This is a genomic window from Gordonia sp. NPDC003504 (assembly GCF_053587995.1).
In genome coordinates this window covers 21,789-34,316 of sequence record NZ_JBSFPC010000023.1, presented here as the reverse complement: position 1 = coordinate 34,316, position 12,528 = coordinate 21,789, and the positions used below count along the sequence as shown (strand labels likewise).

14 protein-coding genes are annotated in these 12,528 nt (G+C 68.9%); 8 read left to right on the top strand and 6 right to left on the bottom strand.

Annotation, left to right across the window (positions count from 1 at the left end; translation table 11 throughout):
* From ACWDPV_RS23615 to ACWDPV_RS23605, 3 genes are all read left to right on the top strand, one after another.
* Window positions 1-1,842 (top strand): LCP family protein (locus tag ACWDPV_RS23615; protein WP_449744910.1); only part of this gene is annotated, 1,842 nt, incomplete at its 5' end.
* Window positions 1,843-1,855: 13 nt separating this feature from the next.
* Window positions 1,856-2,575: a TIGR03089 family protein gene (locus ACWDPV_RS23610; protein WP_449744909.1), complete on the top strand. Its 720-nt coding sequence runs from the start codon at window positions 1,856-1,858 to the stop codon at window positions 2,573-2,575.
* 102 nt (window positions 2,576-2,677) lie between these two features.
* Window positions 2,678-3,067, top strand: a complete 390-nt coding sequence (locus ACWDPV_RS23605) for a nitroreductase family deazaflavin-dependent oxidoreductase (protein ID WP_449744908.1) — start codon at window positions 2,678-2,680, stop codon at window positions 3,065-3,067.
* Window positions 3,068-3,098: 31 nt separating this feature from the next.
* Here ACWDPV_RS23605 and purE read toward each other — a convergent pair whose 3' ends face one another.
* Both purE and ACWDPV_RS23595 read right to left on the bottom strand, forming a co-directional pair.
* On the bottom strand, window positions 3,099-3,641 hold the full coding sequence (gene purE / locus ACWDPV_RS23600) for a 5-(carboxyamino)imidazole ribonucleotide mutase (RefSeq protein ID WP_449744907.1): 543 nt from the start codon (window positions 3,639-3,641) through the stop codon (window positions 3,099-3,101).
* The gene (locus ACWDPV_RS23595; RefSeq protein ID WP_449744916.1) at window positions 3,641-4,834 is read right to left on the bottom strand and encodes a 5-(carboxyamino)imidazole ribonucleotide synthase; all 1,194 of its coding nucleotides are present in this window, start codon (window positions 4,832-4,834) and stop codon (window positions 3,641-3,643) included. Before ACWDPV_RS23595 ends, purE begins: the two co-directional genes overlap by 1 nt.
* 171 nt (window positions 4,835-5,005) lie before the next feature.
* Here ACWDPV_RS23595 and ACWDPV_RS23590 point away from each other — a divergent pair, with 171 nt between their 5' ends.
* Complete coding sequence (locus ACWDPV_RS23590) at window positions 5,006-5,566, top strand: GtrA family protein (protein WP_449744906.1); 561 nt, start codon at window positions 5,006-5,008, stop codon at window positions 5,564-5,566.
* On the opposite strand, the gene ACWDPV_RS23585 is transcribed toward ACWDPV_RS23590, so the two are convergent.
* From ACWDPV_RS23585 to ACWDPV_RS23575, 3 genes are read right to left on the bottom strand one after another with little or no spacing between them, the layout of a single operon-like run.
* Window positions 5,538-6,917 carry an ATP-binding protein gene (locus tag ACWDPV_RS23585; RefSeq protein WP_449744905.1) on the bottom strand — a complete coding sequence of 460 codons (1,380 nt, stop codon included), beginning with the start codon at window positions 6,915-6,917 and terminating at the stop codon, window positions 5,538-5,540. The two genes, ACWDPV_RS23590 and ACWDPV_RS23585, sit on opposite strands and share 29 nt — an antisense overlap.
* A gap of 20 nt (window positions 6,918-6,937) precedes the next feature.
* On the bottom strand, window positions 6,938-7,615 hold the full coding sequence (locus tag ACWDPV_RS23580; protein ID WP_449744904.1) for a response regulator transcription factor: 678 nt from the start codon (window positions 7,613-7,615) through the stop codon (window positions 6,938-6,940).
* The gene (locus ACWDPV_RS23575; protein WP_449744903.1) at window positions 7,612-8,205 is read right to left on the bottom strand and encodes a PH domain-containing protein; all 594 of its coding nucleotides are present in this window, start codon (window positions 8,203-8,205) and stop codon (window positions 7,612-7,614) included. The genes ACWDPV_RS23580 and ACWDPV_RS23575 overlap by 4 nt, the downstream gene beginning before the upstream one ends.
* Window positions 8,206-8,324: 119 nt before the next feature.
* Here ACWDPV_RS23575 and ACWDPV_RS23570 point away from each other — a divergent pair, with 119 nt between their 5' ends.
* Window positions 8,325-8,945 carry a DUF6069 family protein gene (locus ACWDPV_RS23570; RefSeq protein ID WP_449744915.1) on the top strand — a complete coding sequence of 207 codons (621 nt, stop codon included), beginning with the start codon at window positions 8,325-8,327 and terminating at the stop codon, window positions 8,943-8,945.
* A 20-nt stretch (window positions 8,946-8,965) separates the two neighbouring features.
* On the opposite strand, the gene ACWDPV_RS23565 is transcribed toward ACWDPV_RS23570, so the two are convergent.
* Window positions 8,966-9,772: a biotin--[acetyl-CoA-carboxylase] ligase gene (locus tag ACWDPV_RS23565; RefSeq protein WP_449744902.1), complete on the bottom strand. Its 807-nt coding sequence runs from the start codon at window positions 9,770-9,772 to the stop codon at window positions 8,966-8,968.
* Between the two features lie 130 nt (window positions 9,773-9,902).
* Here ACWDPV_RS23565 and ACWDPV_RS23560 point away from each other — a divergent pair, with 130 nt between their 5' ends.
* The 3 genes from ACWDPV_RS23560 (at window position 9,903) to ACWDPV_RS23550 (ending at window position 12,497) form a co-directional block, all read left to right on the top strand.
* On the top strand, window positions 9,903-11,531 hold the full coding sequence (locus ACWDPV_RS23560) for an acyl-CoA carboxylase subunit beta (RefSeq protein ID WP_449744901.1): 1,629 nt from the start codon (window positions 9,903-9,905) through the stop codon (window positions 11,529-11,531).
* Entirely contained in the window at window positions 11,528-11,779 is a 252-nt protein-coding gene (locus ACWDPV_RS23555) for an acyl-CoA carboxylase subunit epsilon (protein WP_449744900.1), read from the top strand. The genes ACWDPV_RS23560 and ACWDPV_RS23555 overlap by 4 nt, the downstream gene beginning before the upstream one ends.
* A gap of 76 nt (window positions 11,780-11,855) precedes the next feature.
* Entirely contained in the window at window positions 11,856-12,497 is a 642-nt protein-coding gene (locus ACWDPV_RS23550) for a Maf family protein (protein ID WP_449744914.1), read from the top strand.
* The last annotated feature ends 31 nt before the right edge of the window (window positions 12,498-12,528 follow it).

Sequence of the window (12,528 nt, the reverse complement as noted above, 5' to 3'; positions counted from 1 at the left end):
ACCGCCACCGAATCCCGGCCTGCGCGAAGACGTTCGAGCTTGTCGAGCTGTTCGGCGCGCACCTCGGGTGAGATCCACACCCGCACGGCGACCCCCGAGTCGCCCCGCCCGCGCAAGCGACGACCGCCGCGGCCCGCCGGCGACGACCCGACGGCCACCACCGAGGCCCGTCCGGGCGGTCGAGACGCGGGTACCCGACCACGGAAGAAGCCGGCACACCCGCGGCCCGACCGGGCGGATCAGGCACCTCCCCGGCCCCGAAAGGCCAAGCTGCACAAGAACTCCACTACCCACGCCGGCGTCGACCAGCCGACCCGCCCGACCACTCTCATCGACCCGGAGACCCCGCCCGCCGACCCCGACACCGACTCACCCGCCGCACCGCCCCCCACGCCGCCGCGCGGGTGGGCTCGCCTCTCGGGTTTCCGCGGTGGCCGCGCGGCCGCCCGCGGTCTGATCGCCCTGCTGTCGGTCACGGTCCTGCTGTGCACCGGGTACGCCTGGAACAGCATCAACTCGCTGGACTCCGACATCACCCGCCTCGGCGGTCTGGCGCTCGGTGGTCCCGACGACGGTGCCACCGACATCCTGCTGGTCGGCACCGACTCCCGCACCGACGCGAAGGGCAATCCGCTCTCGGCCGAGGAACTGCGCTGGTTGCGCTCCGGTGACGACGTGGCCACCAACACCGACACCATCCTGCTGATCCGGGTGCCCAACGACGGTTCGTCGGCGACCGCCATCTCGATTCCGCGCGACTCCTACGTCGATGTCCCCGGGATCGGGATGAGCAAGATCAACGCCGCCTACGGCACGACCCGTGAGGGTGTCCGGCGCCGCGCAGTCGAGGCCGGTACCCCCGAGGCGCAGGCGGAGAAGGAGGGCACCCAGGCCGGACGCAAGGCACTCATCGACACCGTCGCCACTCTGACCGGCGTCCAGGTCGACCACTACGCCGAGGTCGGACTGCTCGGATTCGTGCTGCTCACCAAGGCGGTCGGCGGGGTCGACGTCTGCCTCAAGGACGCGGTGAACGAACCCTTCTCCGGTGCCCGGTTCCGGGCCGGCCGTCAGACCCTCAACGGACCGCAGGCACTGAGCTTCGTGCGTCAGCGTCACGATCTGCCGCGCGGCGATCTCGACCGGATCACCCGGCAGCAGGCCTACATGGCGTCGCTGACCCAGAAGATCTTGTCTGCGGGCACCCTCGCCGATCCGTCCAAGCTCGCCGAACTGCAGAACGCGGTCTCTCGATCGGTGATCATCGACGACGACTGGGATGTGCTGACCTTCGCCGAACAACTCAAGGACCTCTCCGGTGGTCGCGTGAAGTTCGCGACGATCCCCGTCCTCGATGATCACGGCTGGAGCGACGACGGACAGCAGAGCGTCGTCACCGTCGACCCGGCCAAGGTGCGCTCGTTCACCAACTCCCTGCTCGATCCGTCACGCAACACCGGCCGCGGCGAGTACACCGTCGACGTGAACAATGCCGGCACCGTCGACGGCCTCGGCGCCAATGTGTCGGGCATCCTGACCGGCAAGGGCTATCAGGCCGGAACGGTATCGAGCACACCCACCGACGAACGTGATTCGGCGGTCTATGCGAAGGCCGCCGACGACGCCGGCGCCCTACTGCTCGCCAAGGACCTCGGTGGACTGCCGGTGAAGGTCGACACCTCACTCGGTGACCACGAACTGCGTGCCGACCTCACCAACACCTACGGCGGAGTGGGCTCGGTGTCCGACGTCGGCACCGCCTCCACCGCCCCCACCGCCGACGCAGCCGGTACCAACAAGGCGATCACCGCCGGTACCGACGGCCCGACCTGTGTGAACTGAGCCGAGAGCACCGATGACCGACACGACCACCATCACCGCCGCGATTTTCGGCTCGATCGCCGACCACAGCCGTCCCGCGTTGACGTTCTACGATGACGCCACCGGTGGACGCACCGAATTGAGTTGGGCGACACTGGGAAACTGGGCGGCCAAGACCGCCAACCTTCTCGTCGACGAGATCGGCGTGGCCCCCGGGGATGACATCGTGGTGGACCTTCCCGAGCATTGGCAGACCGCGGGCATCCTGCTCGGCGCCTGGTGGGCAGGCGCGCATGTGCACCTGTCCGACGACGCGGCCGACGACCCGCGCGCGGTCTTCACCGATCGCGCCCGCATCGACCGGTATCCCGACGCCGACGAACTGATCGTCGCGCCACTCGATCCGTTCGCGCTGCCGATTCCCGGACTGCCGCCCGGGGTAGGCGACTACGGCAGCCGGGTGCGCATCCACGGCGATCACATGGCAGGACCCGTCCACCGGGGGCCCGCCCTCGACGACCGCGACACCGAGACGGTGCTCGCGTCGGCGGCCGCGGCCGCCCGCGCGGCCGGGATCACCGCCGGATCGCGGGTGTTGTCCACCCGCGAATGGCACACCGCCGACGGCGTCATCGCCAATTTCCTTGCGCCGCTGGTGGTCGGCGCCGGACTGGTGTGGGTGGCACACCCCGACGACGATCAGTCCACGCGTATCCGCACCGAACACGCCACCGTGGTTCTCGACGGACGGTGACTGCGCGTCTCGCCCCAGTCCGCAGGCCACGCCGCGCTTCGGCGAGCACCCCGAATCCCCGGTCACGCCGCCCACGGCCACCCGATGCGGCACAGTGGTGGCATGCAGGTCCCCGCCATCGTGGCCACGATCAACAAGCACGTCACCAATCCGATTCAGCGCCGGTGGGCGCCGCACCTGGCCCCGTGGGCGGTCGTCGTCCACACCGGCCGCCGATCCGGACGCCGGTATGAGACCCCGGTGCTCGCCTGGGTGGACGGCCAGAGGATCTCCATCGTCCTCGCGTACGGCCGTGACACCGACTGGGTGCGCAACGTCCTGGCCGCTCCGGGATGTTCGATCATTCGACGCGACAAGCATTTTCGCCTCATCCGACCCGGGATCATCCCGGCGGATTCGCCGGATGTGGCACGCGGGGCGCGGCTGTTCGCCCGCGGCTTCGAATGGGTACTGAACGGCACCCTCGTCGCCGACACCGGCGACGAGCGGTAGCCGACCGGGCAGAACCCAGCGACGCGCCGGCTCAGTCGCCGAGCAGTTGCTGCCGCAGGGCGGTGTCCTTGTCGAGCACGAGCTGCTCGAGGTTGCGCTGAAAGGTCTCCATCCGGGCCCGCAGATCCGGATCCGCCGCGCCCAGGATCCGCACCGCGAGCAGGCCGGCGTTGCGCGCGCCGCCGATCGACACGGTCGCCACCGGCACCCCGGCGGGCATCTGCACGATCGACAGCAGCGAGTCGAGTCCATCGAGAGTACGCAACGGCACCGGCACCCCGATCACCGGCAGTGGCGTCGCCGACGCCACCATGCCCGGCAGGTGAGCGGCACCACCGGCACCGGCGATGATGACCTCGATCCCGGCCTCCGCGGCACCGGTCGCGTAGTCGAGCATGCGCTGGGGCGTGCGATGCGCCGAGATCACCCCGACCTCGAACGGTACGTCGAACTCGGCGAGCGCCTCGGCGGCGAGTTGCATTGTCGGCCAATCGGAATCGCTTCCCATGATCAGGCCGACCCGCGCCCGCGCCGGGACCTGGTCACGGTTGTCGGTGTCGCTCACCTCGGTCATCAGTGCCCTTCCCATCCGTCGGTCCACACCGCGGTGGACATCCACTGTGCGGCGCGTTCGGCGCGCTCACGCACCGAGGCGAGATCCTCGTCGCCGACCCCGACGATATTGACATGCCCGATCTTGCGGTCGGGCCGCTCCCCCTTGCCGTACAGATGCACCTTGGCGTCGGGCATCCGCGCCATCAGGTGGTGCAGCCGCTCGTCCATCGACATCCTCGGTGCGTCGTCGGCACCGAGGATGTTGGCCATCACGGTGATCGGCGCCCGTGGGGTCGTCGCCCCCAGCGGATAGTCGAGCACCGCGCGCAGATGCTGCTCGAACTGCGAGGTGACCGCGCCGTCCATGGTCCAGTGACCGCTGTTGTGGGGGCGCATCGCCAACTCGTTGACGAGCAGGCCGCCGTCGACGGTCTCGAACAGTTCCATCGCCATCACGCCGACGACGCCGAGCTCATTGGCCAGCCCCAGGGCCATCTGCTGGGCCGCCGTGGCGACGTCGGGATCGAGGCCGGGCGCGGGCGCGAGCACGACCGCACATTGACCCTTGCGCTGAATGGTCTCCACCACCGGCCACGCACCACCCTGGCCGAACGGCGATCGGGCGATCATCGCCGACAATTCCCGGCGCATCGCCACCTTCTGCTCGACGATCAGCTCGGCTCCGGCGCCGACCTGCTCGTCGAACACCGCCAGCACCTCCTCGCGGTCGTCCAGAATCCACACGCCACGACCGTCGTATCCCCCGCGGATCGCCTTGAGGACGACCGCCCAGCGGTGCCGCTCCCCGAAGTCGATCAGCAGTGCACGTGCCGCATCGGGGTCACCGGTCAGGTCGGCGAAGTCGGGAACCGGCAGGCCCAGCTGCGAGAGCCGCACGCGCATCGCCTGCTTGTCCTGGGCGAATCGCAGGGCCTTGGACGGCGGCAACACCGAGATCCCATCGGCTTCGAGCGCCTGCAGATGCTCCAGTGGGACCCCTTCGTGATCGAAGGTCACCGCCGCGGCCCCGGCGGCGGCGCGGCGCAGATCGCCGAGGTCATCATGGGAACCGAGCACCACATTCGCGCTCACCTGGGCGGCCGGGTCCGCGGCGCTGCCGGCCAGAATCCGCAGGCACTGACCGAGCGCGATCGCGGCCTGATGGGTCATCCGGGCCAACTGCCCTCCGCCGATCATGGTGACCGTCGGCATCCCGACACTCGATCCCGACGGATTCGGGCCGGCGCGGTCGGCGACCGGCGCCGGTGGGGTCGGATCGTCCTTCGATGAGCTCACGCGAACCATCGTGGCATGACGGGCATGTCGGACGCATGACCGACCGTGGTGCGGCGGGCATCGACGGGGGCCCTACACTCGTGTCTTGTGCCTTTCATCGACGAGGTGGTAGTCCGTCTACCCGAACCGGTTCGCCGGCTGATGATGCAGCATCATGAACTCATCAAATTCGCTCTCGTCGGTGGCACCACGTTCGTGTTCGACCTCGCGATCTTCTACACGCTGACGTTCACTGTGCTCGGTCCCAAACCGGTCGTCGCCCGCATCATCTCCGGAACCCTGGCGACCATCCTGAGTTACATCCTCAACCGCGAATGGGCCTTCAAGAATCGCGGCGGCCGGGAACGCTCGCACGAGGCGCTGTTGTTCTTCATCATCAGCGGCGTCGGCGTGATCCTGGCGGCGGCACCGTTGTGGCTGGCGAACAACGTCTTCGACCTGCGATCGAACCTGGGGTCGCTGGAGCTGGCCGTCGTCGACTTCATCCTCGGCTTCCTCATCGGCAACGTGCTGCAGATGGCATTCCGGTTCTGGGCACTGCGCAAGTTCGCCTTCCCCGAGGAGAATCTGCGCGGCGGCGACGCCGGTTCCACCGATCTGCACCCCAGCCTCGCCGAACTCAACGATGAGGAACTCGGTCACGCCTGATCGGTGAGCGGGACGCCGGAGCCGGTTCGGCGCCGTCCGGCCCCGACGATGCGGGATCGGCCGGCACGCGCGGATCGCCGCCGTGTCGGCCCGACGCCGCGGGCACCACGATGCGGAACACCGGCGGTCGACGATGCGCCAACTCCAGTCGACCACCATCGGCCTCGACCAGCGCGCGGGCCAGTGACAATCCGACCCCGTTGCCGCTGCCGCCGGAGAATCCCCGACGGAAGATCAGCTGGGAGAGATCGTCGGGAACACCGGCACCCTCATCGGTGACGGAGATGCGGATCATGTCACCGGCGAGGTCGTCGACGGCGATCTCACAGGTGCCGCTGCCATGCTGCAGCGCATTGTCTACGAGCACACTGATGGCCTCCCGCAACCGTCCGGGACGGGCGCTCAGTGCCGCACCGGCCCCGTCGAAACCCGTCCGGATCTCACGTCCGGCCGCGCCGAACGCCGCCCGGAAGTCGCCGACCAGCGTCGTCACCAATTCACCCACGTCGACCGCCTGCGGATCAGCGGGATCGTCGCGGGAGGCGGCCACCATCTCGTCGAGTTCGGCGGAGAGCCGTTCGATCTGGTCCAGGCCGGCCTCGGCCTCGCTGACCACCGCCGGATCGTCGTGCAGGGACAGCTCGTCGAGGCGGAGCTGGATCGCGGTGAGCCGGCTGCGCAGCTGATGCGAGACGTCACCGACGATCTCCCCCTCACGTTCGAGTCGCACCGCGATCTCGGCGTTGGCATCGCCGAGGGCGCGTGACACCCGGTCGAGTTCGGAGATCCCGTAGGTCGGCCACGCCGACCGGAAGTCGCCGCGGGCCATCGCCGCGGCCCGGTCGGCGAGATCGATCACCGGGTCGGCGATGCGCCCGGCGGTCACCGCGGCCACCAGTGTTCCGGCCGCCAGCGACGACGCGACGACGATGGTGACGATGCCCACCGCGGCGAGCTGATCCTTGCGGACGCCGTCGGCGGGGATCTCCAGGAGCAGCGATCCCGCGTCGCCGAGCCCGATCGAATCCGAGAGCGCGGGACCGTCGAAGGTCGCGCCGACCGTCCGGTCCTCGGTGGAGCCGTCGGCGGTCGCGTACGTCAGCTTCAGGTGCCCGCCCTCGGGGATGAGTGAGCGCAGGGCCGGGGAATCGAGCAGCTGGGGATCGAGGGTGGCGTCCCGGCCGTCGTCGGTGCGGATGAGCTGATCGGAGATGGATTTCAGCCGGGAGTCCAGCGTCTGATGGGCGTTGTCGGCAACCCACCACCACGCGATCACCGACAACGGGATGCCCAGGGCGGCACCGACCGCCAGCAACATGGCGACCATCGTGTACAGAATCCGGCGACGCATTTCGGGGCTTTCGGGGGTCGCTACGGATCGAACCGGAACCCGACACCGCGCACGGTGACGATGTGGCGTGGGCGATCGCGGCGGTCGTCGCCGATCTTTCGGCGCAACCAGGAGATGTGCATGTCGAGCGTCTTCGACGACCGCAGATCCGCCGAACCCCACACCTCGGTGAGGATCTCGTCACGTCCGATGACCTGCCCGGACCGCTCCATCAGGAAGCGCAGCAGGTCGAACTCACGGTTGGCCAGGATCAGATCGGTGCCGTCGAGCGTAACGCGACGGGCACGCGCATCCAGACGCAGGTCCCCACCCTCGAGGACGACGTCGTCGGTGGTCTGACGGCGACGCAGCAGCGCCCGCACGCGGGCGAGTAGTTCGGCGAGCCGGAACGGTTTGCCGACGTAGTCGTCGGCGCCGGCGTCGAGACCGACGACGAAGTCCACCTCATCGGTGCGGGCGGTGAGCATCAGGACCGCCAGTTCCGGTCGGCGCACCCGAACCTGACGGCACACCTCCAGACCGTCCATCTCCGGCAGCCCGAGATCGAGGATCAGCAACTCGAACGATCCCTCGTCGACGCGGTGCAGGGCCGCCGTGCCGGTGCCGACGACCTCACATCCGTAGCCTTCCCGGGCCAGCGCCCGGGCCAGCGGTTCGGCGATGGCGGTGTCGTCCTCGGCGAGCAGTACGTCGGTCATCGGCGTCCCCCTCGCGCACGCACTTCCGCCCCGTCGGCGCCTCCGTCGTCGTCCATGTCGCCCCCGTCGTCGTAGTCTTCGTCGGCGGCGTGATCGGCCACGTCGAGGACCTCGTGGTAGAGCAGCGCGTGCACCTTCTCGACCTGCGGGATGTCGTCGAAAGACAGCGGATCGTCCGACGCCGATTCGATGACGAGGGTGCCGGTGCGCAGCATCCGGTCGATCGGACCGTGACGGAACTCGACGGTGTTGATGCGTCGGATCGGGATGTCGATGCCGGAGCGGGTCAGGACGCCGTTGCGGAAGATCACCCGGCGATCGGTCAGCACGAAATGCGTGGTCTTCCAAGAGATCAGCGGCCGCAGGAAGAACCAGATCGCCGCGGCCGCCCACAGCACCGCCACCACCAGGTAGGCGATCAACGCACCCGTGGAGGCCAACGACGACGCCTCGATGAGACCGGCCAGAACCCCGGCGACGGCCGTGGCGAGGATGAACAACAGAAACGGTCCCAGCAGGCACTTCCAGTGGGGATGTCGATGCAGCACGATCCGCTCACCGGGGGCCAGGTTTTCCCGCGGGTAGGCCATGGCAGCAAGCATAGGCGTGGCGCGGGTTCTCGGGCCCGGCGCCCGTCGACCCACCGGGACCCGCCGTCGCAGTCGGTAGAATGACGCAGACCACAGCGACCACCGGCGCAGGAGCACTCATGACCTACCGCGATCCCCGCGATCCCCGCACCGCGAAGTACGAGCCCGGGTACGCACCCCAGTCGCGCGCCTACAGTCAGCAGGATCCGTCGTACCACCCGACCTCCGGCGGCGAGCAGTCCCCATACGACCAGACCCGCTACGACCGGGGCGGATACCAGCAACCGGCTCCCGCGCGGCCACGGAAGAAGGTGGGCCCGGACATTTCGCCGGGCATGTTCGTCGGTGGTGTGGTGATGACAGGTGTGGTGACCGGACTCGCCGCGTGGCTGGTCGCGTGGATCATCCGGGCGATCGTCGATCGGGTGAACGCGGCCGGCAAGTTCGGCGTGTGGAACCCGGTGGCCCAGGATCCGGCGTGGTTCGCGGTCGTCGGGTTCCTGGTGGCTCTCGCAGGCGGCGCACTCTGGTATGTCCTGCAGATCATCACGCCGTCACCGGACCAGTTCTATCGCTGGGTGGTCGGTCTGCTCATCGCCGCCGCGGTCGTGGTCCCGCTGGTGTTGTCGGCGCAGTTCTCCGTCGGCCTCGGTACCGCGATCATGCACCTGATGATCGGATTGCCTGTCCTGTCCCTGATCCCGGCGATGGGTCACAAAAGCCGCAACACCGCGCGCTGAACGTATCTGCTCGGGGTCGGTCACTGCGCGCGCAGATGCACCACGTCCCCCGCGGCCGCGGTGACCGTGCGCCCGTCGGCCGCCTCGATGACGATGCGGCCTTCCCGGTCGACGTCCCGGGCGGTGCCGGTGACCTCACCATCGGGCAGTTCCAGGCGCACCGCCCGGCCGATCGTGTCGCAGCGGTCGCGGTAGCGCTGGGCGAGGTCGTCGATGTCGTCGGGCCATCCCACCGCGGCGAGCGCACGCAGGTATTCGATGGCGACGACTGCGACGTCGACCGGCGCGCCGGTCTCCATCTGCAGGCTGGTGGCGGTGGGGACCGGTAGATCCGACTCACTCATGTTGGTGTTGATGCCGATGCCCACGACAGCGTGTCCGTTGACGTATTCCGCGAGGATGCCCGCGGTTTTCCGCTCCCCGATCAGGACATCGTTGGGCCATTTGAGCACCGGGCGGATACCGGTGGCCTTCTCGATGCCGGTGGCGGCCGCAATACCGGTGGCCAACGACAGCCAGCCCAGCCGGTCGGCGTTGTCGCCGACGGCAACCACCGCCGAGATCGCGATCTGAGCGCCCGCGGGTGCCGACCACACGCGGGTGCGCCGCCCTCGTCCGGCGGTCTGATCGGTGGTGATCCGCACGGTTCCGACGATGTCGTCGTCGGCGGCCCGCGCGGCGAGGTCGGCGTTGGTCGACCCCGTCGACTCGACCACCTCGATGCGGTGCCATCCGCTGCCGGACAGGTCCGCGGCCTCGATCGCGGTGCGGAGATCGGTGGTGGCGGTGGAATCGGCGCCAGTGGGATCGGACACATCGTCGCTCATGTGACATGAGCCTACGGGGTGCATCGCGGGCGATGTGGCAGGTCACCGACCGATCGCTCGGAAACATGAGGATTTGCTCATATTGGGGTGGTTGACGTGGCTCACATATATGTCGCTAGCATCGACTCCCATGACCACAGCTTCGTCAGACTCCGGCGCCGCGCCAGACATCCACACGACGGCCGGGAAACTCGTCGATCTGCGCCAACGCCTCGAGGAGACCGCCCACCCCGTGGGTGAGGCAGCCGTGGAGAAGATCCACTCGCGCGGCAAGCTGACCGCGCGTGAGCGCATCCTCCATCTCCTCGACGACGGCTCCTTCGTCGAACTCGATGCACTGGCCCGCCACCGCAGCACCAACTTCGGGCTCGCCGAGCGCCGCCCCCTCGGTGACGGCGTCGTCACCGGGTACGGCACCATCGACGGCCGCGAGGTCTGCGTCTTCTCCCAGGACTCCACCGTGTTCGGCGGCAGCCTCGGCGAGGTCTACGGCGAGAAGATCGTCAAGGTGATGGATCTCGCGATCAAGACGGGCCGTCCGCTGATCGGCATCAACGACGGCGCCGGTGCCCGCATCCAGGAAGGCGTGGTCTCACTCGGCCTGTACGGCGAGATCTTCCACCGCAACGTGCGCGCCTCCGGCGTCATCCCGCAGATCTCACTGATCCTCGGGGCGGCCGCGGGCGGGCATGTCTACTCCCCCGCACTCACCGACTTCGTCGTGATGGTCGATCAGAGCAGCCAGATGTTCATCACCGGCCCGGACGTCATCAAGACCGTCACCGGCGAGGACGTCACAATGGAGGCCCTCGGCGGGGCCAACACCCACATGGCCAAGTCGGGCACCGCCCACTACGTCGCCTCCGACGAGCAGGACGCCCTCGACTACGTCAAGGACCTGCTGAGTTACCTGCCGAGCAATAACCGGGCCGACGCTCCCCGGTTGCCGGTCGCGGCCCCGGCCGCCGGGTCGATCGAGGACACCCTGACCGACGAGGACCTCGAACTCGACACGCTGATCCCGGATTCGCCGAATCAGCCGTACGACATGCACCAGGTGATCGAGCGAATCCTCGACGACGGCGAATTCCTGGAGATCCAGGCCGAGTACGCCACCAACATCCTCGTGGGCTTCGGCCGGGTCGACGGCCGCAGCGTCGGCATCGTCGCCAACCAGCCCACCCAGTTCGCGGGATGCCTCGACATCAACGCCTCGGAGAAGGCCGCGCGGTTCGTCCGCACCTGCGATGCGTTCAACATCCCGATCGTCACCCTCGTCGACGTCCCCGGCTTCCTGCCGGGTACCGACCAGGAGTACAACGGCATCATCCGACGCGGCGCCAAGCTTCTCTACGCCTACGGCGAGGCCACCGTCGGCAAGGTCACCATCATCACCCGCAAGGCCTACGGCGGTGCGTACGACGTGATGGGGTCCAAGCACATGGGCGCCGACGTCAACCTGGCCTGGCCGACCGCCCAGATCGCGGTGATGGGTGCCTCCGGTGCGGTCGGCTTCGTCTATCGGGGCCGTCTCAAGGAGGCCGCGGCCAACGGCGAGGACGTCGACGCGCTGCGTCTGGAACTGCAGCAGGAGTACGAGGACACCCTCGTCAACCCGTACATCGCCGCCGAGCGGGGCTACGTCGACGCCGTCATCCCGCCGAGCCACACCCGCGGTCAGGTGGCCACCGCACTGCGCCTGCTCGAGCGCAAGTTCGTCACCCTGCCGCCCAAGAAGCACGGGAACATCCCGCTGTGACCGCCGAGGGCGCCAACGCCGGGCCTCATAGTGACGGCGAAAAGGATACTCGCGCACCGTTTTTGACGGTCGTGTCCGGCAATCCCACCGACGAGGACGTGGCCGCGCTGGTGGCCGTCCTCGCCTCGGTGGGTGGCGGCGACGCCGGCTCCGGCACTTCCGCTATCCGTGACGACTGGGGTAGCCCGATCGATCGTCTGCGTCCGCAGTGGGGCGCGTCGACCAGCTTCACCAATTTGCGATACTGACCCGGTGAGCGAACCGGCCGGCCATACCGACAGCTTCACCGGCACCGGCACCGGCACCGGTACCCCGCGGTATCAGGTGGTCCTCGGATCGGCGTCGCCGGCGCGACTGTCGGTGTTACGGCAGGCCGGGGTCGATCCGCGGGTCCTGGTGTCCGACGTCGACGAGGATGCCGTCCTCGAGAGCCTCGTCGGCGCGCCGCCGGACGATGTGGTGTCGCGTCTGGCGATGGCCAAGGCGGACTCCGTCGTCGCCGCCCTGCTCACCGAGCGCACGGCCGACGCTGCCGCCCGTCCCGACACCGTGGTCCTGACGTGCGATTCGATGCTGCTCTTCCGGGGCCGCCTGACCGGCAAACCGCACACACCGGAGGCGGCGATCGCCCAGTGGCACAAGGTCCGCGGGCATTCGGCTCAGTTGCTGACCGGCCATCACCTGGCCGTGCTGCGCGGCCTGGAGGTCACTGCATCGGCCACCGCCACCCGCTCGACCACCGTCTCGTTCGCGCCCGTCACCGACGCCGAGATCGAGGCGTACGTCGCGACGGGTGAACCCCTGGAGGTCGCGGGCGGATTCACCCTCGACGGGCTCGGCGGCTGGTTCGTCGACAGCGTCGACGGCGATCCGTCCTCGGTGCTCGGCATCGGCCTGCCGACGGTGCGCGACCTGCTGCGCCGGGTCGGCCTCGCCGTCACCGATCTGTGGGCCGCCCCGGCCTGATCGCGCCGCATCGCGGCCCAGCTGGCCCAGG

What these genes read in the sequence shown, in the direction of transcription:
- ACWDPV_RS23605 (WP_449744908.1), top strand. Translation starts at nt 2,678, where the DNA reads ATGCAGGTCCCCGCCATCGTGGCCACGATCAACAAGCACGTCACCAAT.
- ACWDPV_RS23580 (WP_449744904.1), bottom strand. Translation starts at nt 7,615, where the DNA reads ATGACCGACGTACTGCTCGCCGAGGACGACACCGCCATCGCCGAACCG.
- purE (WP_449744907.1), bottom strand. Translation starts at nt 3,641, where the DNA reads ATGACCGAGGTGAGCGACACCGACAACCGTGACCAGGTCCCGGCGCGG.
- ACWDPV_RS23575 (WP_449744903.1), bottom strand. Translation starts at nt 8,205, where the DNA reads ATGGCCTACCCGCGGGAAAACCTGGCCCCCGGTGAGCGGATCGTGCTG.
- ACWDPV_RS23560 (WP_449744901.1), top strand. Translation starts at nt 9,903, where the DNA reads ATGACCACAGCTTCGTCAGACTCCGGCGCCGCGCCAGACATCCACACG.
- ACWDPV_RS23610 (WP_449744909.1), top strand. Translation starts at nt 1,856, where the DNA reads ATGACCGACACGACCACCATCACCGCCGCGATTTTCGGCTCGATCGCC.
- ACWDPV_RS23570 (WP_449744915.1), top strand. Translation starts at nt 8,325, where the DNA reads ATGACCTACCGCGATCCCCGCGATCCCCGCACCGCGAAGTACGAGCCC.
- ACWDPV_RS23595 (WP_449744916.1), bottom strand. Translation starts at nt 4,834, where the DNA reads ATGCCGACGGTCACCATGATCGGCGGAGGGCAGTTGGCCCGGATGACC.
- ACWDPV_RS23565 (WP_449744902.1), bottom strand. Translation starts at nt 9,772, where the DNA reads ATGAGCGACGATGTGTCCGATCCCACTGGCGCCGATTCCACCGCCACC.
- ACWDPV_RS23585 (WP_449744905.1), bottom strand. Translation starts at nt 6,917, where the DNA reads ATGCGTCGCCGGATTCTGTACACGATGGTCGCCATGTTGCTGGCGGTC.